Raw genomic sequence first — 21,813 nt, 5'->3', positions numbered from 1 at the left:
ACATGCAGGAAAAGCAGATAAAACTTGTGATTGGAAGCCTGCTTCATGATATTGGAAAAGTGATTTTCCGCACAGGTAATATGAAAACTCACAGTCAGAGTGGCTATGAATATCTGAGAGATGTGATTGGAATCGAAGATGAAGAGATTTTAAACTGTGTTCGTTACCATCACGCAAAGGAACTAAATCAGGCGAAAATCTCAGAAAAATCGCTGGCGTATCTGACGTATTATGCAGATAACGTTGCATCTGCGACAGACCGCAGAGAGAAAGAGGAATTGCCGGAGGGTGGAATGTTTGATCGAAATGTTCCACTGAGCAGTGTCTTTAATCTTTTGAATGGAAATCAGTCTGTTTACCATTATGCAGAGCAGATTTTAGATGATGAGGGAACGATCAATTATCCTCAGCAACAGCAGATCAAGATGACGAAAGAATTTTATAAAAAAGTTCTGGCAAACATCACAGAAAATCTGAGAGGAATTGCATTTACAGAAGAGTATCTGAATTCTCTTTTGGCAGTGCTTGAAGCAAACTTATCTTACGTTCCATCTTCCACAGCGGTAAAAGAAGTTGAAGACATTTCGCTTTTTGACCATGTGAAAATAACCGCAGGAGTTGCCCAGTGTATTCAGCAGTACTTGGAGAAACAGAAAGAACCCAGCTATAAGAAAAAATTGTACGCGAAAGCAAAAGCGTGTGAAAATGAAAATATGTTTCTCCTGTATTCGATGGATATATCGGGAATTCAGAAATTCATTTATACGATCAACAGTTCCGGGGCATTGAAAGGACTTCGAGCAAGGAGCTTCTATCTGGAAATTCTGATGGAACACATGGCGGATGAGCTTTTGACGGCATTGTCACTCTCGAGAGCAAATCTGATTTATACGGGCGGTGGTCACTGCTATATGATTCTCCCGAACACCTGTGAGACGCGAATGATCATAGAGGAGCAGGAACAAAAGGTAAATCAGTGGTTTTTACAGACGTTTGACACGGATTTGTATGTCGCAAGTGCCTATGTGCCGTGTAGTTTAAACAACTTGCAAAATGTTCCGGAGGGGAGCTATTCCGGACTCTATCGCACGATTTCCAGGACGATCGCCTCAAAGAAGACACATCGCTATGATGCAGGGCAGATTCGCTATCTGAACAGCAGAAAGCGTGATGGTGAGAGAGAATGTATCATTTGCAGACGAACCGGAAAAGTAAATTCCGCAGGAAAGTGTAAGATCTGTGACCGGTTGGAGAAGATTTCCTCCGACGTGATTCATCAGGATTTTTTTGTTGTCACAAAATCGGAGTTTGAGGATAGTCTTCCCCTTCCGGGTGAGAGATATTTGTCGGGATGTTCACAGGATGGTTTGACTGAACTGATGGAGTCTGAGCAGTATGTGCGGGCATATTCCAAGAATAAGATTTTTACAGGTAAGCATGTTGCAACAAAATTGTGGGTCGGAGATTACACGACGGAAGATTCTTTTGAGGAGCTGGCGCAGAAGGCGAAGGGAATCAAGCGAATTGGAATCCTTCGTGCGGATGTGGACAATCTCGGACAGACATTGATCAATGGTTTTTATAGAAAGGATGTTGCAGGACGTTATATAACGATTTCGCGTACGGCAACCTTGTCCAGACAGTTATCCCTGTTCTTTAAGTTTTACATAAACAAGATTCTGAGAGACAAGAAGCGTGACGTAATGATTGTGTACTCTGGTGGAGACGATATTTTCCTCGCAGGAGCCTGGAACGATGTTTTGAATGGCTACAAGGATATTCGAGTGGCATTTGCGAAATTCACCCAGAGGACTCTCACAATATCCGCCGGAGTTGGAATCTACCACGCAGGATATCCGATCAACATTATGGCGAGGGAAGTCGAAGAGCTTGAGAAGACTGCAAAACAGTTGAAGGAAAAGGATGGAATTACCCTGTTTGAGAAATCTGGCGTATATTCGTGGAAGGTGTACATGGAACGTGTTATAAATGAGAAGTACAGCGCGATTCAGCAGTTTTTCAGGCAGACAGATGGATATGGAAAGGCGTTCCTCTATAAGTTATTAGAATTGCTCAGAGGAACAGAGACGATCAATCGTGCAAGATATGTGTATCTGTTGTCGAGGATGGAGCCAGGAGAAGATGCTTTGCCGGAGCAGAGAGAAGCGTACAAGGAGTTTGCAAATAAGATGTATGGTTGGATCGAGGGAGAGAATCGGCGGGAACTCGTCACAGCAATCTATATTTATGTTTATTTTAACAGAGAGGAAGAGGAAAAATGAGACAGGAAAAATCAGATTTTGTTGCCTTGAATGAAGAAAACTATGTGGATCTGGCGGAACAGGTGATTGAGAGTCTGGAGCGGGATCGAAGAGGAAACATCAAGCTCAGTACCTCTCAGATTCGCAATATTTTGGCGATGTCTTCGGATATTTACGGTGATGTGATGGAGATTAAGGGCGATAAACTGACACCGGAGATCATTGGAAGAATCAATTATCTGAAAGTGCGGATTGTCTATGAGGAAGGACGAAATCCAGATGTGAAGGATTTTGCAGAGAAGGCAAAGTTGCGTTTCTATCTTGATCATATATCGGGAAGCAAAGAAAAATTTCTGTATTTCAGCCGATATATGGAGGCACTGGTAGCATTTCATCGTTACAATGGTGGAAGAGATTAAGCGATTAAGAGATTAAGGCAATCAGAAAAGAACGAGAAGAATAATCAGGGAACTGCTAAGGAGGAGAAAAATGTTTGCGAAGGTACAGATTACAGGAACGATTGAGGTAGTGACAGGAATGCATATCGGTGGTTCAAGTGCATTTTCTGCAATTGGTGCTGTGGACGCTCCGGTGATCAAGGATGTCAAGAGTGGTCATCCGATGATTCCGGGAAGCAGTTTGAAAGGAAAGATGAGATCTCTGCTTGCAAAGCGTTACAATACAACGCTTGCGCCGACACCGGATGATGATACAGAATGTCTGACGAATCTTTTCGGATGTTCAAAGGGCAAAATCAAGACAAGCAAGGTACTTTTTTCCGATATGATTCTAAGCAACTGGGAGGAACTGAAGAAACAGGGTGTTACCAGCAAGACAGAAGTCAAGTTTGAGAACAGCATCAAGAGAACGACGGCTGTTGCAAACCCGAGACAGATTGAGAGAGTCATTAGAGGAGCAGAGTTCCCGCTCGATATTATCTACGAGGCATATGGGGACAATGCGGAGAAAGAGATGGAGAGAGATTTTGAGATCCTGAAAGAGGGATTTCAGCTTTTGGAATATGATTATCTTGGCGGAAATGGTTCCCGCGGATATGGAAAGGTGCGTTTCCATGATCTTCAGGCAGATGTGGTAGTGGGCGATGTGCCGGGGGAGATTATGGATCTCTGTCAGGCAATTTTGGACGAAGTATAAAGGTGGAGGAATGATTGAAGTGGAATATTCAGTCTATAAATTCAAGTTTTTAACGGATGTCCATCTTGGGACAGGACTGCTCAATGACAGTGCAATGACGTTTCATGCAGACACCTTGTTCTCTGCACTCTATATGGAGGCAATGCGACTGGGGAGAGAAAATGAACTTTTGAGTGCAGTCGAGCAGGGAAGATTACTGTTTTCGGATGCATTTCCGTTTGTTGATGACACTTATCTGATCCCAAAGCCGTTGTTGTATGTCGAGGGAGATGGATCGCAGACATACTCAGAAAAGAGAACGGTTAGAAAAATGCAGTTTTTGCCTGTGGAAAAATTGGAGGAATATCTTTCTGGAAATTTGAATCTGGAAAACAATCCGATGGAGGATTTTGGTGTTTCGTACCAGCGTGTTCTGGCATCGGTGCGTCTCTATGAGGAAGCCGGAGAAAAGGCAGATACACTGCCATATCATGTGGGAACGTATCGCTTCTCTGATCATTGTGGATTATACATCATCACAGCGGCGGAATCTTCAAAAGAGAAAATGTTGATGGAGGAACTTCTGGAAGCATTGTCCTATACCGGAATCGGTGGAAAGCGGTCGGAAGGACTTGGAAAGTTTGAGTTTTGCTTCGGAAAAAAGACAGAAAAACTCATGGAGCTGTTGCAGAAAAAGTCAGGAAATTCGCATATGCTTCTTTCTGTCGCACTGCCGGAGGATCAGGAGCTTGATCATACTTTGCAAAATGCTGTATATCAGATGGAAAAGCGTTCAGGATTTGTGGCATCGGAAACTTATGCAGAAGAATTCCGGAAAAAACGGGATCTGTATGTTTTTTCAGCGGGTTCCTGCTTCAAGAATACGTTTGAGGGCGGAGTCTTTGACGTATCTCAGGGAGGAAAACATCCAGTTTATCGATATGCGAAGGCATTATTTCTGGAGGTATAGAAAAATTAAATGAATAATTTTTTGAAACATTACAGATTAAAAATCCATACACTTAGTCCGGTGGCAGTGGGATCTGGTGAAAAGATTGGAAAAAAAGAGTATATTTATCTTCCAGCAAAAAAGAGAGCACTTGTGCCAGATATTGAGAAAATGTATGCAGATCTTTGCCGAAAAGGGTTGGGAGAGAGTTATCTGCGCTATATGCTGGACAAGAATGCCAGAGATCTTGGAAAATGGCTGAAGGAGCAGGGATTTTCAGAGAACGATTATAAAAAATGGAGTCGTTATGAATTAGACGCAAGAGATGCGATGTTTGAAGCTCAGGGAAAGAGCGGATCACCGCGAGAGATTCTTGCTTTTATAAAGGATGCTTATGGAATGCCGTATGTTCCGGGAAGCACTTTAAAAGGGATGATTCGCACGGCACTGCTTGCCTGGGAATGTGGAACGAATGAGCGCAGATATGGACAGATTCGTCAGGAAATTTACAACACTGTTCGGACAACAGGAGCAGGAATGGTACGGCGAGATAAGTTCCTGGGTGCAGAGACTCAAAAATTAGAAACAATTGCGTTTCACACACTCAAGAGAGAGGGAACAGCGGATCGGGATGCGGTCAACTGTAATCTGTCAGGTTTAATTGTAAGTGACAGTGAACCTTTAAATAAAGATTCTATGATGCTTGCACAAAAAGTAGATTATACGATGAAGCGAGAAGAGAAAGTTCTGCCGATTTTCAGAGAAGCGCTGATTCCGGGAACGGATATTTATTTTGACATTTCTCTGGACAGCAGTGAGTGTCCGTATTCGATTGAGGATATTTTTAAGGCACTTAATTACTTTCAGGAGATTTGCCAGAAGCATTTTTATTCAAAGTTTAGAAGAGGAGAGCAGAGAGAAAACTGTGTATGGCTTGGAAGCGGGTGTGGATTTTTATCTAAAACTGTGATATACTCTTTATTCGAGGAAGATGGTCTGATGATAACCGATAAGATTTTTAGAAATACCTTAGCGAAGAATTATCAGATTCATAAACATAATCAGGATACTCGACTGGGTGTATCTCCTCATATTTGTAAGTGTACCCGATACCATGGAAAGTTATATGATATGGGACTCGGACAAATTGAAGTAGTAAAATAAGCATTTTGCGCCGTAAGGCTTAAAATAAGGATTTGCGGTGAATTTGATGTTGCGGAGAACGGCAAAAATACAAGAAATTGTATTTGCGCCGTAAACCGTACTCAAAGCCCAGAATCCATAAGGGATTCGAGGGAGAGGATTGAAATTAAAGAGACCCCGATAGGGGACGAAAATTCCCGTTATACGGGGCACGTTCAAAAAGGATGCATTGAAATTAAAAAGACCCCGATAGGGGACGAAAATAGAGTGCCGGAGACTCAAAAGCCGGAATGATAGCAATTGAAATTAAAAAGACCCCGATAGGGGACGAAAATGAGACTTTGGACTCACTAACAGTGACATTACAGAATATTGAAATTAAAGAGACCCCGATAGGGGACGAAAATTTTACCCTCGTCAATCTTACGAACATAAGCGGAGTATTGAAATTAAAGAGACCCCGATAGGGGACGAAAACGAGATTAACAATCTCTTTTCCCGTCATGTTTTCCATATTGAAATTAAAGAGACCCCGATAGGGGACGAAAACCTTGCTTGCATCATATGAATCAATAAAACTTTTTTATTGAAATTAAAGAGACCCCGATAGGGGACGAAAACTTATTGCCTTTTTAGATCGTTTATAGATTATATAAAAGTTACGAAAGCTATCGTTGAATATATGGATGGAAGCAGTGACACGGTTAGCTGTGATGTGATAATGTTCAGAGATCGTTTTGACAAATACAAATATAAATAATCTTGTTCTAAATCAAAAGCAATACATTGTGATCGCCACAATATATTGACTTTAATTATCTGGTGTGCTAAGATTGGAAAAAATTTCATATAGCAAAAAAACAAAAAGCATACAGGATAAAGGAAAGGGCAGGAGGTCACACTTATGAAGAAAATGATCACAGTGTTTAAGGGAGACGGAATTGGACCGGAGATCACAGATTGCGTTTTGGAGATTTTGGAATCAGCGGGCGCAGGACTGGATTATGAGATTTACAACGTCGGGGAAGCAGAGTGGAAGCGAAATGGCGCTTTGATTCCGGATGAGGCTTATGCGTCGTTTGAGCGGAATCGTGTTCTGCTCAAATCCCCGATCACAACTCCGATCGGTCACGGTTTTCGTTCTCTGAATGTGACACTGCGGAATAAGTATGACCTGTATGCGAATATTCGCCCCGCAAAATCAAACATTGCGGTGAAGACTCCATTTTCAGATGTGGATATGGTGATTTTCCGGGAGAACACCGAGGATCTCTATGTCGGTGTGGAGGAGAAGATCGATGAAGATACCGTTCACGCAAAGAAGATCATCACCCGAAAAGCGAGCACAAGAATTATTCGTGACGCTTTTGAGTATGCGAAGAATCATGGGCGAAAGAAGGTGACCTGTGTCCACAAGGCGAATATCCTGAAATTGTCGGATGGTTTGTTCCTGGATATTTTCGAGCAGATTGCGAAAGAGTATCCGGAGATTGAGCACAATGATAAGATCATCGACAATACATGTATGCAGATGGTAATGAATCCGAACCAGTTTGATGTGATTGTGACACCGAATCTATACGGAGATCTGCTGTCTGATCTTGCGAGTGGTCTGATCGGTGGACTTGGACTTCTCCCGTCGAGCAATTTGGGAACCGATTATGCGATGTTTGAGGCGGTTCACGGCAGTGCGCCGGATATTGCGGGAAAGCACATCGCAAACCCGACGGCACTTCTGTGGTCTGCTTGCATGATGCTTGAGTATCTCGGACAGAAGGAGTGTGCCGGAAAGATCCGCAGAGCAGTTGATGAGGTGCTTGCAGATGGGACTTGCCTGACGCCGGATCTTCACGGAACAGCGACGACCGAAGAGTACCGGGATGCAATTATCCGAAAGATCAGAGAAATGAATTAAAAATAAATCTGAGAGCGTGAAATGATATGCTCCCTTTTAAGAAAACAAGTTTTATGAGTTTACTTGTCTACCTAGAAGGGAGTATATCATTTTTTTGTGCTCTTTTATGAGTTATCGCATTCCTTTTTTTATTGGTGTCTCGCGCCTGTTTATGGTATGATAGGGGAGTTGAGACGGAACAAAAAATAATAACAGAATGAAGGATAAGTATAAGATAAGATAGAAAAATGGAGAAACAGATGGAAAACAAAAATGAAGTGCAGGAACGTGCACAGGTAAATACACAGAAGAGTGTGCCGGAAAGAGCGCAGGCAAACGAGAAAAAACGAGCACTTCTTGTGATCAGTTTTGGAACGAGCTATCCGGAAACGCGAAAGAAGACGATCGATGCAATCGAGGAGGAGATGAGGCAGGCATTTCCGGAATATGACTTTTTCAGGGCATTTACAAGTCCGACGATCATGCGAATCATGAGAGAGCGAGAGGGCATCTGGGTGGATGATGTGGAGCAGGCATTTGAGCGTCTTCTCGCAGAGGGCTACAAGGAAGTTCTCGTGCAGATGACCCATGTGATTCGCGGATTTGAGTATGACCGGATGATGGGAACAATCCGCAGATATCAGGATCGTTTTCAGTGGTTTGCATGTGGAGAACCGCTTCTGACGGATGAGAAGGACTATCAGAGGCTGGCGGAAATTCTGGAAAATAAATTTGCAGAGTATCGCGTTCCGGGAGCAGCAGTTGTTCTGATGGGTCATGGAACGGAGCATGTTGCAAACTTCTCTTACGAGCGTCTCCAGAAGCATTTGACGGATGATGGTGCAGGAAATCTTCTGATCGGAACCGTCGAGGCATCTCCGACACTTGATTCGATGATGCAGGCAGTGGAGGCTCAGAAACCGAAGCGAGTACTGCTTGCCCCGCTTCTGATTGTCGCAGGAAACCATGTGATGATTGACATGGCAGGGGATCAGGAAGATTCGTGGAAGAATCAGTTTTTGCGTGAAGGCTATGAGGTGGAGTGCAATTTTGAGGGTCTCGGAGAGTATCCGGAGATTCGCAAAATGTATGTGGAGCATGCCAAGGGTGCATGGAAACGCGCCGAGGAGATGCGTGCGCAGGAGGAGAGGATTTCTGCGACTCAGATGGAGATGGGGGCAGGAGATGGTTCTGCAAAATCGGGAAAGATTGTGCCGGGGATTCTCTGGGGAATCGGTGTCGGACCGGGCGACCCGGAGCTTTTGACGCTCAAGGCGGTGCGCAAAATTAAAGAGTGCGATGTGCTGATGGTTCCGGGAGAGGATTACCGCAGTAGCATTGCGTACCAGATTGCACAGCGCGCAATCCCGGAGGTTGAGAAGAAACCGTGCGTGGGCGTGGAGCTTCCGATGACACGCGACAAGGAGCGTCTTGCACAGGCGCATGAGACGGCGGCAAAGCAGGTGATGGATCTTCTTGCACAGGGCAAACAGGTCGGTTTTCTGAATCTTGGAGATGTGACGCTGTATGCGACTTACCTCTATATTCATCGTCTTGTTCAGCAGGCGGGATATGAGGCGAGACTGATTAATGGAATTCCATCGTTTTGTGCGACGGCGGCGACGCTGAATGTGGGACTTGCGGAGAATTCCGAACAGTTCCATGTGCTGTCTCAGCCGGGACAGATCGAGGAAGGGCTGAAACTTTCGGGAACGAAAGTCATCATGAAAATGGGAAAAAATTTAGATCGCGTCAAAGAAATCATTGCGCAGTCCGGCATGGAGGCGATGATGGTGGAAAACTGCGGACTTCCGGGCGAGAAGATTTGCCGGAGTGTCGATGAGATTCACGATGGAGCAGGATATTATTCGCTTGTAATTGTCAAAGAAAAATAAAAAATAGCAATCGGACAGATAAATCAAAAAACGGATGGCATGTAAAATTTAGTGGAAATCGGAAAATCGTTGAGAAGCGAGGAAGAAAAAATGAACGAAATTTACGTTGTGGGAATGGGACCCGGAGAAGAAAAGCAGATGACGATCGAGGCGCAGGAAGTGCTTGAATCCTGCGATGTGATTGTCGGTTATACGGTGTATGCAGAACTGATGAAAAAGATGCTTCCAGAAAAAACGTATCTGACGACACCGATGCGTCAGGAGGCAGAGCGCTGTCGTCTTGCGTTTGAGGAGGCACAGAAGGGCAAGAAAGTGGCAATGGTGTGCAGCGGAGATGCCGGCGTCTATGGAATGTCCGGTCTGATGCTTGAGATCGGAGAGGAGTATCCGGATTGTAAGGTCAAGGTCGTGTCCGGTGTGACGGCGGCGCTTGCAGGCGGAGCTGTGCTTGGAGCACCATTGATGCATGATTTTGCAGTTATCAGTCTCAGCGATCTTCTGACACCGTGGGAGAAGATTGAAAAGCGCCTGAGAATGGCAGCTGCCGGAGATTTTGTGATCTGTCTCTACAATCCGTCGAGTAAGAAGCGCGCCGATTATCTCAAGCGTGCGTGCACGATCATTCAAGAAGAGATAGGGGAGGAGAGAGTCTGTGGAATCGTCTCTCAGATCGGAAGAGACGGCGAGCACGCCGAGGTGATGACACTCTCCGAGCTTGCTGATCGTCAGGTGGATATGTTTACAACCGTATTTGTCGGAAATTCACAAACAAAAGAGATTGACGGAAGAATGGTGACACCGAGAGGATATCGCATTTAAATCTGACAGATATGAAAGAAAAAACTTAAGCATATATGGCTGGAAAATAAAAAGCACAAAAGACACGAGAGTACAAGATGTGAGATGAGCGTGTGAGATGGATTGACGGATCAGATCAATCAGGAATTACAAAACAGAAGGGTGAAAAACAGTAGATGGAAGAGTATTATCAGAGACAGTTAGACTGCCTTTGCGGGCAGGTGCGTCCGTTGAGCGAGGAGGCAAAGGAGGCATCTGTTTGCCACTGGGACGGAATTGCAAAACCGCTAAATGGTCTTGGACGTTTTGAAACGATTCTGACGCAGATTGCAGGAATTCAGAGAACTGAAAATTTCTCTCTCGACCGCAAGGCAGTTGTCGTGTTCTGCGCGGACAACGGGGTTGTGGAAGAGGGCGTGAGCCAGACAGACAGCAGTGTGACGGCGATTGTGACCGAGAATTTTGCACGAGGAATTGCGAGCGTAAACCGCATGGCGTCGACAGTCGGAGCAGAGGTGCTTCCGGTTGATATTGGAGTTGCCGGGGAACTTCATGAGCCAGGAATCCGCAATATGAAAGTGGATTTTGGCACAAAAAATTTCTGCCGGGAGATGGCAATGACGAGGGAGCAGGCGCTTGAGGCGATTCACAATGGAATTGCACTTGCGGGAGAACTCAAGGATGCCGGATATGATATTCTCGCAGTCGGGGAGATGGGAATCGGAAATACGACGACATCGAGCGCGATTGCGAGTGTACTGCTTGGCGTAGATCCGGAGGCGGTGACAGGAAAGGGAGCAGGTCTTTCAGACGAGGGACTCACAAGAAAGATCGATGCCATTCGGCGCGGAATTGCGCTCCATCATCCGGCCGCGGATGATCCGATCGGTGTGCTTGCCTCACTCGGCGGGTTTGACATTGCAGGAATGACGGGACTGATGCTTGGCGGAGCAATCTCGCGAATTCCGGTTGTGCTTGATGGAATCATTTCGGAGGTTGCAGGTCTTCTTGCGATGGCAATCTGTCCGCAGACGGTTTCTTATCTGATTCCGTCTCATCTCGGAAAAGAGCCGGCATGCGCGCAGATTTATGAGCGACTTCATTTAGAGCCGGTGATTCATGGAAATCTCGCACTCGGGGAGGGAACCGGAGCGGTGATGCTCTTCCCGCTTCTCGACATGGCATGGGAAGTCTACAAGGAAAACAGCACGTTTGAGGACATCCATGTGAAGGCATATGAAAAACTGTAACTCAGAGGCACAGTGAGTTTGATCGGAAGATGTCAGCGAAGCTGAGGAAAGTCATATGCTAAGTATCCCCGCGCGTTGGCTTGAACAAAGAAAAAAGAAGTGTGGGACAGAGGAAAGGAGAACAGCGAAATGGTTTATTTTATCGGAGCGGGACCGGGCGATCCGGAGCTGATCACTATAAAAGGAAAACGATTGATCGAGGAGTCGGATGTGATTATCTATGCGGGATCTTTAGTTAATCCGCAGGTGCTTGCCGGGGCAAAGCCGACTGCCGAGATTTACAACAGTGCGGGAATGACGCTCTCGGAGGTGATCGAGGTGATGAAGCAGGCAGAGGCAGAAGGAAAGCAGGTGGCGCGCGTCCATACCGGTGATCCGTCGATCTATGGTGCTCACCGCGAGCAGATGGTGCGTCTTGATGAGCTTGGAATCGCGTATGAGGTGGTTCCGGGAGTCAGCTCATTTCTTGCAACCGCAGCGGTGCTCAAGCGCGAGTACACGCTTCCGGAGGTCAGCCAGACCGTGATCCTGACGAGAATGGAAGGGCGCACACCGGTGCCGGAGCGGGAAAAGATTGAGGCACTTGCGTCCCATCAGGCGACGATGGTCATTTTCTTGAGTGTCGGTCAGCTCGACCAGCTTGTTGGACGACTGATTGAGGGCGGATACCCGGAGGAGACGCCGGTCGCGGTTGTATACAAAGCATCCTGGCCGGATCAGAAGATTGTGAGAGGAATGCTCACCGACATCGATGCGAAGGTCAAAGAGGCGGGAATCCGAAAGACGGCGCTTGTGGTTGTCGGAAGATTTCTCGGGGATGATTTTGCACTCTCCAAACTTTACGATGAGAATTTTACGCATGAGTTTAGGGAGGCAAAGAAGCATGATGGAGAACAACATGACGGAAAATAAGATGAACGAGCGCAAGATGACAGCGGACATCATAGATAACATAACGGATAACGTGACAGGTGACGTGGTAGGCGACATATCAGGTGACATCGCAGAAAAGCCTTTAGCGCGAAAAATCATGGTTCAGGGCACGATGTCCAATTCGGGAAAGAGTTTTCTTGTCGCAGGACTGTGCAGGATCCTGAAGCAGGACGGATACCGCACGGCTCCGTTTAAATCTCAGAATATGGCGCTGAATTCCTACATCACAAAAAATGGACTTGAGATCGGGCGAGCGCAGGCGATGCAGGCGGAGGCGGCAGGGATTGAGCCGACGGTTGAGATGAACCCGATTCTCTTAAAGCCGACGAGCCAGATGGGAAGCCAGGTCATTGTAAATGGTGAGGTCTACGGAAATCTGCGCGCGATGGATTATTATCGGAGAAAACCGGAATTTATTCCTGCTGTGAAGGAAGCGTTTGGAAAACTGGAGGAGAAGTTTGACGCGATTGTGATCGAGGGAGCAGGAAGTCCGGCAGAGATCAATCTCAGAGACAACGACATCGTGAATATGGGACTTGCAGAGCTCGTCGATGCGCCGGTCATCCTTGTCGGAGATATTGACCGTGGTGGAGTTTTTGCCTCTCTGTATGGAACCGTCAGTCTGCTTGAGCCGAGGGAACAGGCGCGTATCAAAGGACTTGTGATCAACAAATTCCGCGGAGACAAAAAAATCCTTGAGCCGGGACTTCGGATGATTGAGGAAAAACTTCACATTCCGGTGATCGGTGTGATTCCGATGGAGCAGATCGACCTCGACGATGAGGACAGCCTGTCTGACCGCCTGACAAGAACGGGCTCGGAGGAGATGATAAAAGGTGGTCTTGACCTTGCCGTGATTCGGTTGCCTCATATTTCCAATTTCACGGATTTCAATGCGCTTGAGCGTCATCCGGGCGTACAGCTGCGCTACGTTGAGAGAGCTTCTCAGCTTGGTAATCCCGATCTGATTCTTCTTCCGGGAACAAAGAATACGATTTCGGACCTGATCTGGCTGAGGGAGAGCGGATTGGAACCGGCAATCCTCCGAAAGACGGAATTTGATCGTGTTCCAGTGATCGGAATCTGCGGAGGATACCAGATGCTCGGAGAACAGCTCTCAGATCCAAATGGAGTTGAGGGCGAGGAGGGCAGAATCATCCGCGGAATGGGGCTTCTCCCGGCGCGGACAGTCTTTGAGCAAAGAAAGACGCGCGGTCAGACGGAGGTTATTCTTTGCAAGAATACCGGAATGTTTGAAAAGTGTGATGTGGGAACGAGAATCACCGGATATGAGATTCATATGGGAATTACAGAGCTGACCGGAAAGGCAAAGCCGATCTTTGCGAGAAATCCGGAGCAGACAGAAAAGGAGAATGGAACTGAGAGTTTCCATGATCAGGAGCGTCAGGTGCAGACTTCACAAACATGGGAGAGTCAAAACTGGGAGGGACTTGAGCGTGAGGATGGTCTTGTGCTCGGCACCTACCTGCACGGATTGTTTGACAATGAAGAATTGACGGAGGCGCTTCTTGAGAAACTGGCAAAGAAGAAGGGAATCTCTCTGGAGATGACGACGGAGAGTCAGGAATCCTATAAACAGCGTCAGTACGACAAGCTCGCAGACCTCGTTCGCGAATCCCTTGATATGGAGGCGATTTATCGGATCATGGGGTTTGATCGCAAGGAGTGCTGAAACGCAGAGCTTCGAAATAAGGAAAGTAAGAAATTGAAATTACGAGTCAAGCGATAAATTTAAGAAAGGACAGGCAGAGACGTGTTTGAACAGATGGAATGGGTAAAGCCGGAGGAGATTGAGACGAGAAGCATGCAGATCATCGAGTCGGAGATGCCAAAAGGAAACTGGACACCCGGGGAACTCCTTGTTGTGAAGCGATGCATCCACACCTCCGCCGATTTTGATTATGCAGAAAATCTGTATTTTTCTGATCATGCGGTGGAGCGGGCGATTGAACTCTTAAAGGCGGGTGCGACGATCGTGACCGATACCAATATGGGAATGGCGGGCATCAACAAGCGCGCGCTGAGCGCACTCAATGCGAGCGTTCGTTGTTTTATGGCAGATCCCGATGTCGCAAGAGAGGCGAAAGAGAGAGGGGTGACGCGGGCGGTTGTCAGCATGGAGCATGCGGGAAAGCTGGAAGGACCGGTAATCTTTGCGGTTGGAAATGCGCCGACTGCGCTGATTCGCCTCTATGAGATGATTCAGGAGGGAACGATCTCGCCGGCATTTATCATTGGAGCGCCGGTCGGATTCGTCAACGTCGTGGAATCGAAGGAACTGATCTGCGGTCTTGATGTTCCCTGCATCGTCGCGAGAGGACGAAAAGGTGGAAGCAACATCGTGGCTGCGATCTGTAATGCACTGATGTATCAGATTCCGGGGACTCGGTAGAGATTTGATTGAAATATATTGTCTTTTGATAAACGAAAAAAGAGAGCAAAACTCTCAAGTTGCATGAGAGTTTTTCGGGCGTATTAGGTCCGACCGTTTATGCGTTGATATGTGCAAAGCGGATGTCTGGTGTTGTCCGAAAATGGAAAAAAACAGGAGAGAAGAGGGGGAAAAGCAGATGGCTTACAAATATTTGAGTATCGGAGAGATGGCAAAAATCAACAATATTTCGATTCCGACGCTTCGATTTTATGATTCTGTGGGACTTCTGCACCCTTGTTACACCGATCCGAACACGCATTATCGTTACTATGATATTCGCCAGAATGCAAGGCTGGACATGATTCAGTACATGAAAGAACTCGGAATGGAACTCAGGGAAATTCAGGAAGTGCTTGCTTCGGAGGATCTTCGTAAAATTGAGGCGGTTCTGATCAAAAAGCGGGAGCAGACAATTGCGGAGATTGAGCAGAGAAAAGTGCAGAGGGATGCGATTGACCGGGCGATCGAGAGTATGGAGCGCTACCGAAAGTCTCCAAAGAGAGGGACATTTACTTTAGAGTATATCCGTCCGAGAAAAATTTACGGGATTGAGACGGATCTCAATTTTTACGACCACGATATTGACACCTACGAGGTGATCTTAAAAAAGCTGAAAATGAGACTTTTGGAGCACAATGTCCCACCGGTTTATTATTGTAACGCCGGAACCGTGCTGAAAAAAGAGGATTTTCTGCAACAGCGTTTCGTCTCAAACAAGATTTTCGTCTTTGTGGATGAGCATTTTCCGCTCCGCAATGAGGTTGAGATGATCGAGAATGGAATGTATGCCTGTGTCTATCTCGATGAGTTCAGTGATGAACAGGAATTTGCGGGGCGGTTGTTGAAGTACTGTCAGGATCAGGAATACGAGATCGCCGGGGACTACATCTGCGAGACGATGACCGAGTTTAACGTGTTTGACACTGAGAAGCGCTCGATGTTTTTGCGTCTTCAGGTTCCGGTAAATTTCACAAAATAAGTGGGGAAATTTGGGCAGAATACACAGTTGACCATCAAGTGACATGAGACCTTATACTATGGGTATGACAAATAAATAACAAAGCGACAGGGATGAAACAAAACGAAAAAACCTGTCGTGCCCGTAGAAGGAGGTTTCTGTATGGAGAAAATTAAAGTCGTTCAGTATGGTTGTGGAAAGATGAGCAAATACATTCTTCGTTATCTGTATGAAACCGGTTGCCAGATCGTAGGCGCGATTGATAACAATCCGGCGATCGTAGGCATGGATGTGGGCGATTATGCAGGAATCGGTGTGAAGACAGGAATCCTGATCAGCAACGATGCGGACAAGGTTCTCGATGAGTGTGATGCAGATATCGCCGTAGTGACGCTGTTCAGTCTTGTGAGCGACTGCTTTGACCACTATATGAAGTGTCTGACGAGAGGAATCAGCGTCATCACAACGTGTGAGGAGGCAACGTACTGCTGGACGACCGATGCAGTTCGTGCAAATATTCTCGATGTGACCGCGAAAGAGAATGGCTGTACCTTTGTTGGAAGTGGTATGGAAGACATCTTCTGGGTAAATATGGTAGGAATGGTAGCAGGCGGATGCCACAAGATCGAGAAGATCGAGGGCGCAGTCAGCTACAACGTAGAGGACTATGGTCTTGCACTCGCAAAGGCACACGGTGTTGGACTCACACCGGAAGAGTTTGAGAAGCAGATTGCACATCCGGAAGAGATCGAGCCGTCCTATGTATGGAACTCGAACGAGGCACTTGCATCGAAGATGGGATGGACGATCAAGAGCCAGACGCAGAAATGTGTTCCGTATTTCCATGACAGTGATCTCTACTCCTCCACGATGGGCACAACGATTCCGAAAGGAAACTGCATCGGTATGGCAGCTGTTGTGACGACCGAGACGTTCCAGGGACCGGTGATCGAGACCCAGTGTATCGGTAAGGTATATGGACCGGATGATGGAGATATGTGTGACTGGAAGATCACAGGCGAGCCGGATACTGAGTTCCACGTTGTGAAACCGGCAACCGTAGAGCATACCTGTGCGACGATTGTCAACCGAATCCCGGCAGTTCTTCGTGCACCGGCAGGTCTTGTGACGATGGATCAGCTCGAGGAGATCGCTTATCCGACGTATCCGATGGAGTTTTATCTTAATAAGTAGAGATAAGTATAAGTAATAAATATAGGAAGAAATTCCCATACGGGGTGGAGCGCAACTGCAAATGAGCAGGGGCACTCCGCCCCATTTTTATTCCCCCTTGCTTTTTTTGACAAAAATAATTATAATACATAATAACTTATGCGCAGAAGAGGTGGCTTTCCCATGGCAAACGAAGAAGCAAAGAAAGTTGAGAGAGAACTGGAAGATCCGGCAGACTTTACAACTCCGGAGGAATTGTATAAGGACCTCGTCCGCACGATTCGCAGATATCATCCGTCAGATGACATTTCGATGATTGAGAAAGCGTACCGAGTCGCGGACGAGGCCCATGAAGGACAGAAACGAAAATCGGGTGAACCGTACATCATTCACCCGCTTTGTGTTGCGATTATTCTTGCTGACTTAGAGATGGATAAGGAGACGATCGCAGCCGGTTTGCTTCACGATGTCGTGGAGGATACAGCGATGACGCTTGATGAACTCACGAAGGAGTTCAATGCCGAGGTAGCGTTTCTCGTAGATGGAGTAACAAAGCTGACACAGCTGTCATGGGATAAAGACAAGGTGGAGATTCAGGCAGAGAACCTGCGAAAGATGTTCCTCGCAATGGCGAAAGACATCCGTGTTATCATCGTAAAACTTGCCGACCGTCTGCACAATATGAGAACCGGACAGTACTGGAAGCCGGAAAAACAGAAGGAAAAGGCGCGTGAGACACTTGAGATCTATGCTCCGATTGCAGATCGTCTCGGTATTTCCAAGATCAAGATTGAGCTCGATGATCTCTCCTTCCGTTTCCTGAAACCGGATGTGTATTTTGATCTCGTCGAGAAGGTTAATCTCCGCAAGGATTCGAGAGAAGCCTTTGTTCAGGAGATTGTAGATGAGGTTCAGGACCACATGAAGGAAGCCGCGATCGAGGCGACGGTTGTCGGACGCGTAAAGCATTTCTTCAGTATTTACAAGAAGATGGTCAACCAGAACAAGACCCTCGATCAGATCTACGATCTGTTTGCAGTTCGTATTCTTGTTGACAGCGTGAAGGACTGTTATGCGGCTCTCGGTGTCATCCATGAGATGTATAAGCCGATTCCGGGACGTTTCAAGGATTACATTGCAATGCCGAAGCCGAATATGTACCAGTCGCTTCATACGACACTGATCGGAAACACCGGACAGCCGTTTGAGATTCAGATCAGAACCTACGACATGCACCGGACGGCTGAGTACGGTATTGCGGCTCACTGGAAGTATAAGGAGAGTGGAAGCGGAAAGATTGCAGCCGGAGACGAGGAGGCAAAGCTGTCCTGGCTTCGTCAGATTCTGGAGTGGCAGCGCGATACCGACGACTCCAAAGAGTTCCTCAGCATGGTCAAGGGCGATCTCGATTTGTTTTCCGACAGTGTATACTGCTTCACCCCGACTGGTGATGTCAAGACTCTGCCGAGTGGATCGACGCCGATCGACTTTGCATACGCGATTCACAGTGCAGTCGGCAACAAGATGGTCGGAGCGCGTGTCAATGGAAAGCTCGTCAACATCGATTATGTGATTCAGAATGGTGATCAGATTGAGATCATCACGTCTCAGAATTCCAAGGGACCGAGCCGTGACTGGCTGTCTCTCGTGAAGAGCACGCAAGCGAAGAATAAGATCAATCAGTGGTTCAAGAATGAGCTCAAGGAAGACAACATCATTCGTGGTCGTGAGCTGATTGACCGTTACTGTAAGGCGAAGGGCATTAATTACCCGGAGATCAACAAGCCGGAGTTTCAGGAGAAGGTCATGGTGCGCTATGCGTTCAAGGACTGGGATTCTGTGCTTGCCTCGATCGGACATGGCGGTCTGAAAGAGGGTCAAGTCATCAACAAGATGCTTGAGGAGCGGGAGAAGAAAAAGAAGAAGGAGATCACGGACAAGACGGTTCTCGACACGCTTGCCGAGTCGGATGCAAAGGTTCCGGTATCGAACAAGAAGTCCAAGAGCGGAATTGTCGTCAAGGGTGTTCACGATCTCTCCGTTCGCTTCTCACGCTGTTGTAGTCCGGTTCCGGGCGATGAGATTGTCGGCTTTGTGACTCGTGGACGTGGTGTCTCGATTCACCGCACAGACTGTATTAACATCATCAACCTTCCGGAGGATGAGAGAGCGCGTCTGATGGATGCAGAGTGGCAACAGCCGGAGAGCGATGAGGGCAAGGAGAAGTACTCGACGGAGATTCAGATTTATGCGAACAACCGAATCGGAATGTTCGTTGACATCTCCAAGGTATTTACAGAGCGCCAGATTGACATCACCTCGATGAATGTGCGGACGAGCAAGCAGGGCAAAGCGACGATCGTGATGACATTTGACATTCACGGAGTGGAAGAACTGAATCGTTTGATCGATAAATTACGCCAGATTGAAGGCGTTCTTGATATTGAGAGGACTGCGGGTTAACCACCGCAGTTCTTTTCATATGATAGGAAATTGCGTCCTATCATATGAAATTATGTAAAATGATTTTGCCATATGATAGAAAAGGAGCTGAGAACGAAATGAGCGATTTTCGTATAAAGACTTATGTGCTGGGCGGAATCAGCACAAACTGTTACGTCATTTACCATGAGGGAAAGAAGGAGGCTGTGATTGTAGATCCAGCGGATAACGGCGTATTTCTGCTGAACAAATGCAGAGAGCTTGGAGTGGAGCCGACCGCGATTCTTTTGACTCATGGTCATTTTGACCACATTCTGGCAGTGGAGGACATTCGTCGTGCGTTCCACTGCCAGGTGTATGCGCATGTGGATGAGGAGCGTCTGCTCGAGGATTCCTCGATGAATCTCTCCGGAACGCTTGGAACCGAGAGAATGGAGCTGAGTGCCGACGAATTTCTGCGCGATGGTCAGGTAATTCATCTGCTCGGCGATGAGTGGAAGGTTCTTGCAACTCCGGGTCACACCGCAGGTTCCGTTTGCTATTATCTGGAGTCGGAGCAGGTGCTGATCAGCGGAGACACGCTCTTTTATGAGTCTATGGGACGGACAGACCTTCCGACTGGAAGCTCTTCGGCGATCGTGAAGTCGATCACGGAGAAACTTTTTGTGCTTCCGGACGACACGATGGTTTATCCGGGACACGGAGATCCGACGACGATCGGTTACGAGAAGAAATACAATCCGGTTGTGTCGTATACTCGTTTTCGCTGATGTCGAGTCGACTTGAATGGGAAGCCGGACAGAGGCAATTAGAGCGATAGAGGGATAAAGAGATAGAGGTAGACAGATGATAGGAATTTTACTGAATGATGATGCTTACGAGCAGGATATCCGGGAACTGATGATGGCATTTTTTCCGGGAGAGACGTTTGTCCATGAATATCAGGACGGACTCAATCTGGCGGTCAAGGGAACACTCTCAGACGACAGAAGGACCTTCGCTCTCCATGTGATTTCGTTTGGAGAACCGCAGTTTTTTGCTTTTTCTGAGCTGAAACTTGAGCCGGAGATGCGCGAGGAGCGCCGTGCGATCGAGGGAGAACAGCCGATTGAGGTCGATTACGACAACCGCTTTGAGACAAAAAATAAGATCAAACGCCGTCTCTACCTGCTCTTGATGGAGAGAACGGGCAAACAGCTTCCGTGGGGCACACTGACCGGAATCCGACCGACAAAGATCGCACTGACGAAACTTGAACAGGGCGAGGCAGAAAATGAGATCCGCCGGGAGATGAAGGAGACATACTACACCGGAAATGAGAAGATCAACTTGAGCATTGAGATTGCACAGAAGGAGCGTGAGCTTCTCTCCGGCATCGATTATCGCGACGGATACAGTCTCTATGTCGGAATCCCGTTCTGCCCGACAACGTGTCTGTATTGTTCGTTCACTTCCTACCCGATTGGAAGATGGCAGGGAAAGATGGACCAGTACTTTGAGGCGCTGTTCAAGGAACTCGACTATGTCGCAGAGAAGAAGCGCGGATGCCGTCTCGAGACGATTTACTTCGGTGGTGGAACGCCGACTTCGCTGAGCCCGGAGGATCTCGATCGCCTGATCACAAAGATTGAGAACACGTTTGATCTCTCTCATGTGCAGGAATTCACAGTCGAGGCGGGGCGCCCGGACAGCATCACACGGGAGAAATTGCAGGTACTTCGCGATCACGGAATCACGCGAATCTCGATCAATCCGCAGACGATGAAGCAGGAGACGCTTGATTTGATCGGTCGCCGTCACACCGTTGAGGATGTCAAGGAGCGCTTCGCGATGGCGAGAGAGCTTGGATTTGACAACATCAACATGGATCTGATTGTCGGACTCCCGGAGGAGAACATCGAGGATGTTCAGGCGACGATGGAGGCAGTCAAGGCACTTGCACCGGACAGCATCACGGTTCACTCGCTTGCGATCAAGCGCGCAGCCCGTCTGAACACGATGAAGGAAGTCTACAAGGATTTAAAGATTACGAACACGCAGGAGATGATTGATCTCACGGCAAAGTATGCGCGCGAGCTTGGTCTTGAGCCGTATTATCTGTATCGTCAGAAAAATATGGCAGGCAACTTTGAGAATGTCGGATATGCGTTACCGGGAAAAGCCTGCATCTACAACATCCTGATCATGGAGGAGAAGCAGACGATCATCGCATGTGGAGCGGGAACGACGACGAAACGCCTCTTCCCGGAGGAGAATCGGATTGAGCGTGCGGAGAATGTCAAGAATGTCGAGCAGTATATTGAGCGAATCGATGAGATGATTGCGCGAAAAGACAAACTGCTTTCGATGTAATTTTGTATTGCATTTGGATGCTTTTTGATAGAAAAAATCAAGAATAAGTTGTCTTGCGCGAAAGCGGATAAAGATCATATAAAAGAGAATGACATTTGTCACGGTGACATGACAAATGTCATTTTTTTGTGCCAAAAAGAAGTGACAGAGTGCAGATGATTTCAAAATGGAAAATC

General features: G+C 47.2%; 17 protein-coding genes. All 17 read left to right on the top strand.

The window, feature by feature from the left end; translation table 11 throughout:
• Positions 1-2 precede the first annotated feature (2 nt).
• The 17 genes from cas10 to hemZ all read left to right on the top strand — a co-directional run bounded on the left by cas10 (position 3) and on the right by hemZ (position 21,637).
• Positions 3-2,282, top strand: a complete 2,280-nt coding sequence (gene cas10, locus AC4EVX_RS02585) for a type III-A CRISPR-associated protein Cas10/Csm1 (RefSeq protein ID WP_490159501.1) — start codon at positions 3-5, stop codon at positions 2,280-2,282.
• Positions 2,279-2,680 (top strand): type III-A CRISPR-associated protein Csm2, encoded by a 402-nt coding sequence (gene csm2 / locus AC4EVX_RS02580; RefSeq protein WP_490159500.1) that lies wholly within the window; start codon positions 2,279-2,281, stop codon positions 2,678-2,680. Before cas10 ends, csm2 begins: the two co-directional genes overlap by 4 nt.
• A 70-nt stretch (positions 2,681-2,750) precedes the next feature.
• Positions 2,751-3,416, top strand: coding sequence for a type III-A CRISPR-associated RAMP protein Csm3 (csm3, locus tag AC4EVX_RS02575; RefSeq protein ID WP_490159499.1), 666 nt, complete (start codon positions 2,751-2,753; stop codon positions 3,414-3,416).
• A gap of 10 nt (positions 3,417-3,426) precedes the next feature.
• Positions 3,427-4,365, top strand: coding sequence for a type III-A CRISPR-associated RAMP protein Csm4 (gene csm4, locus AC4EVX_RS02570; protein ID WP_490159498.1), 939 nt, complete (start codon positions 3,427-3,429; stop codon positions 4,363-4,365).
• Between the two features lie 9 nt (positions 4,366-4,374).
• Positions 4,375-5,508: a type III-A CRISPR-associated RAMP protein Csm5 gene (gene csm5, locus AC4EVX_RS02565; protein WP_177977343.1), complete on the top strand. Its 1,134-nt coding sequence runs from the start codon at positions 4,375-4,377 to the stop codon at positions 5,506-5,508.
• A gap of 883 nt (positions 5,509-6,391) precedes the next feature.
• The gene (locus AC4EVX_RS02560) at positions 6,392-7,402 is read left to right on the top strand and encodes an isocitrate/isopropylmalate dehydrogenase family protein (RefSeq protein ID WP_490159497.1); all 1,011 of its coding nucleotides are present in this window, start codon (positions 6,392-6,394) and stop codon (positions 7,400-7,402) included.
• Positions 7,403-7,641: 239 nt separating this feature from the next.
• Positions 7,642-9,276: a precorrin-2 C(20)-methyltransferase gene (cobI, locus tag AC4EVX_RS02555; RefSeq protein WP_490159496.1), complete on the top strand. Its 1,635-nt coding sequence runs from the start codon at positions 7,642-7,644 to the stop codon at positions 9,274-9,276.
• 90 nt (positions 9,277-9,366) lie between these two features.
• Positions 9,367-10,095 (top strand): precorrin-3B C(17)-methyltransferase, encoded by a 729-nt coding sequence (cobJ, locus tag AC4EVX_RS02550; protein ID WP_308450725.1) that lies wholly within the window; start codon positions 9,367-9,369, stop codon positions 10,093-10,095.
• 155 nt (positions 10,096-10,250) lie between these two features.
• Positions 10,251-11,324, top strand: a complete 1,074-nt coding sequence (cobT, locus tag AC4EVX_RS02545; protein ID WP_490159495.1) for a nicotinate-nucleotide--dimethylbenzimidazole phosphoribosyltransferase — start codon at positions 10,251-10,253, stop codon at positions 11,322-11,324.
• Between the two features lie 129 nt (positions 11,325-11,453).
• Positions 11,454-12,236 carry a precorrin-4 C(11)-methyltransferase gene (gene cobM, locus AC4EVX_RS02540; protein WP_490159494.1) on the top strand — a complete coding sequence of 261 codons (783 nt, stop codon included), beginning with the start codon at positions 11,454-11,456 and terminating at the stop codon, positions 12,234-12,236.
• Between the two features lie 118 nt (positions 12,237-12,354).
• Complete coding sequence (locus tag AC4EVX_RS02535; protein WP_490159516.1) at positions 12,355-13,950, top strand: cobyric acid synthase; 1,596 nt, start codon at positions 12,355-12,357, stop codon at positions 13,948-13,950.
• Positions 13,951-14,043: 93 nt separating this feature from the next.
• Positions 14,044-14,670 (top strand): precorrin-8X methylmutase, encoded by a 627-nt coding sequence (locus tag AC4EVX_RS02530; RefSeq protein WP_177976929.1) that lies wholly within the window; start codon positions 14,044-14,046, stop codon positions 14,668-14,670.
• A gap of 178 nt (positions 14,671-14,848) precedes the next feature.
• Entirely contained in the window at positions 14,849-15,691 is an 843-nt protein-coding gene (locus AC4EVX_RS02525; protein ID WP_177976925.1) for a MerR family transcriptional regulator, read from the top strand.
• Positions 15,692-15,832: 141 nt separating this feature from the next.
• A complete protein-coding gene (locus AC4EVX_RS02520) occupies positions 15,833-16,864 on the top strand; it encodes a dihydrodipicolinate reductase (RefSeq protein WP_177976924.1) in 1,032 nt (343 codons plus the stop codon).
• Positions 16,865-17,026: 162 nt separating this feature from the next.
• Positions 17,027-19,306: a RelA/SpoT family protein gene (locus AC4EVX_RS02515; RefSeq protein WP_308450721.1), complete on the top strand. Its 2,280-nt coding sequence runs from the start codon at positions 17,027-17,029 to the stop codon at positions 19,304-19,306.
• Between the two features lie 98 nt (positions 19,307-19,404).
• Positions 19,405-20,055 carry an MBL fold metallo-hydrolase gene (locus AC4EVX_RS02510; RefSeq protein WP_490159493.1) on the top strand — a complete coding sequence of 217 codons (651 nt, stop codon included), beginning with the start codon at positions 19,405-19,407 and terminating at the stop codon, positions 20,053-20,055.
• A 76-nt stretch (positions 20,056-20,131) separates the two neighbouring features.
• Positions 20,132-21,637, top strand: coding sequence for a coproporphyrinogen dehydrogenase HemZ (hemZ, locus tag AC4EVX_RS02505; protein ID WP_490159492.1), 1,506 nt, complete (start codon positions 20,132-20,134; stop codon positions 21,635-21,637).
• Positions 21,638-21,813: the final 176 nt, after the last annotated feature.

The sequence above is a fragment of the Brotaphodocola sp. genome, assembly GCF_983179755.1.
This window is presented reverse-complemented; position numbering and strand designations above follow the sequence as displayed.

What these genes read in the sequence shown, in the direction of transcription:
- cas10 (WP_490159501.1), top strand. Translation starts at nt 3, where the DNA reads ATGCAGGAAAAGCAGATAAAACTTGTGATTGGAAGCCTGCTTCATGAT.
- csm2 (WP_490159500.1), top strand. Translation starts at nt 2,279, where the DNA reads ATGAGACAGGAAAAATCAGATTTTGTTGCCTTGAATGAAGAAAACTAT.
- csm3 (WP_490159499.1), top strand. Translation starts at nt 2,751, where the DNA reads ATGTTTGCGAAGGTACAGATTACAGGAACGATTGAGGTAGTGACAGGA.
- csm4 (WP_490159498.1), top strand. Translation starts at nt 3,427, where the DNA reads ATGATTGAAGTGGAATATTCAGTCTATAAATTCAAGTTTTTAACGGAT.
- csm5 (WP_177977343.1), top strand. Translation starts at nt 4,375, where the DNA reads ATGAATAATTTTTTGAAACATTACAGATTAAAAATCCATACACTTAGT.
- AC4EVX_RS02560 (WP_490159497.1), top strand. Translation starts at nt 6,392, where the DNA reads ATGAAGAAAATGATCACAGTGTTTAAGGGAGACGGAATTGGACCGGAG.
- cobI (WP_490159496.1), top strand. Translation starts at nt 7,642, where the DNA reads ATGGAAAACAAAAATGAAGTGCAGGAACGTGCACAGGTAAATACACAG.
- cobJ (WP_308450725.1), top strand. Translation starts at nt 9,367, where the DNA reads ATGAACGAAATTTACGTTGTGGGAATGGGACCCGGAGAAGAAAAGCAG.
- cobT (WP_490159495.1), top strand. Translation starts at nt 10,251, where the DNA reads ATGGAAGAGTATTATCAGAGACAGTTAGACTGCCTTTGCGGGCAGGTG.
- cobM (WP_490159494.1), top strand. Translation starts at nt 11,454, where the DNA reads ATGGTTTATTTTATCGGAGCGGGACCGGGCGATCCGGAGCTGATCACT.
- AC4EVX_RS02535 (WP_490159516.1), top strand. Translation starts at nt 12,355, where the DNA reads ATGGTTCAGGGCACGATGTCCAATTCGGGAAAGAGTTTTCTTGTCGCA.
- AC4EVX_RS02530 (WP_177976929.1), top strand. Translation starts at nt 14,044, where the DNA reads ATGGAATGGGTAAAGCCGGAGGAGATTGAGACGAGAAGCATGCAGATC.
- AC4EVX_RS02525 (WP_177976925.1), top strand. Translation starts at nt 14,849, where the DNA reads ATGGCTTACAAATATTTGAGTATCGGAGAGATGGCAAAAATCAACAAT.
- AC4EVX_RS02520 (WP_177976924.1), top strand. Translation starts at nt 15,833, where the DNA reads ATGGAGAAAATTAAAGTCGTTCAGTATGGTTGTGGAAAGATGAGCAAA.
- AC4EVX_RS02515 (WP_308450721.1), top strand. Translation starts at nt 17,027, where the DNA reads ATGGCAAACGAAGAAGCAAAGAAAGTTGAGAGAGAACTGGAAGATCCG.
- AC4EVX_RS02510 (WP_490159493.1), top strand. Translation starts at nt 19,405, where the DNA reads ATGAGCGATTTTCGTATAAAGACTTATGTGCTGGGCGGAATCAGCACA.
- hemZ (WP_490159492.1), top strand. Translation starts at nt 20,132, where the DNA reads ATGATAGGAATTTTACTGAATGATGATGCTTACGAGCAGGATATCCGG.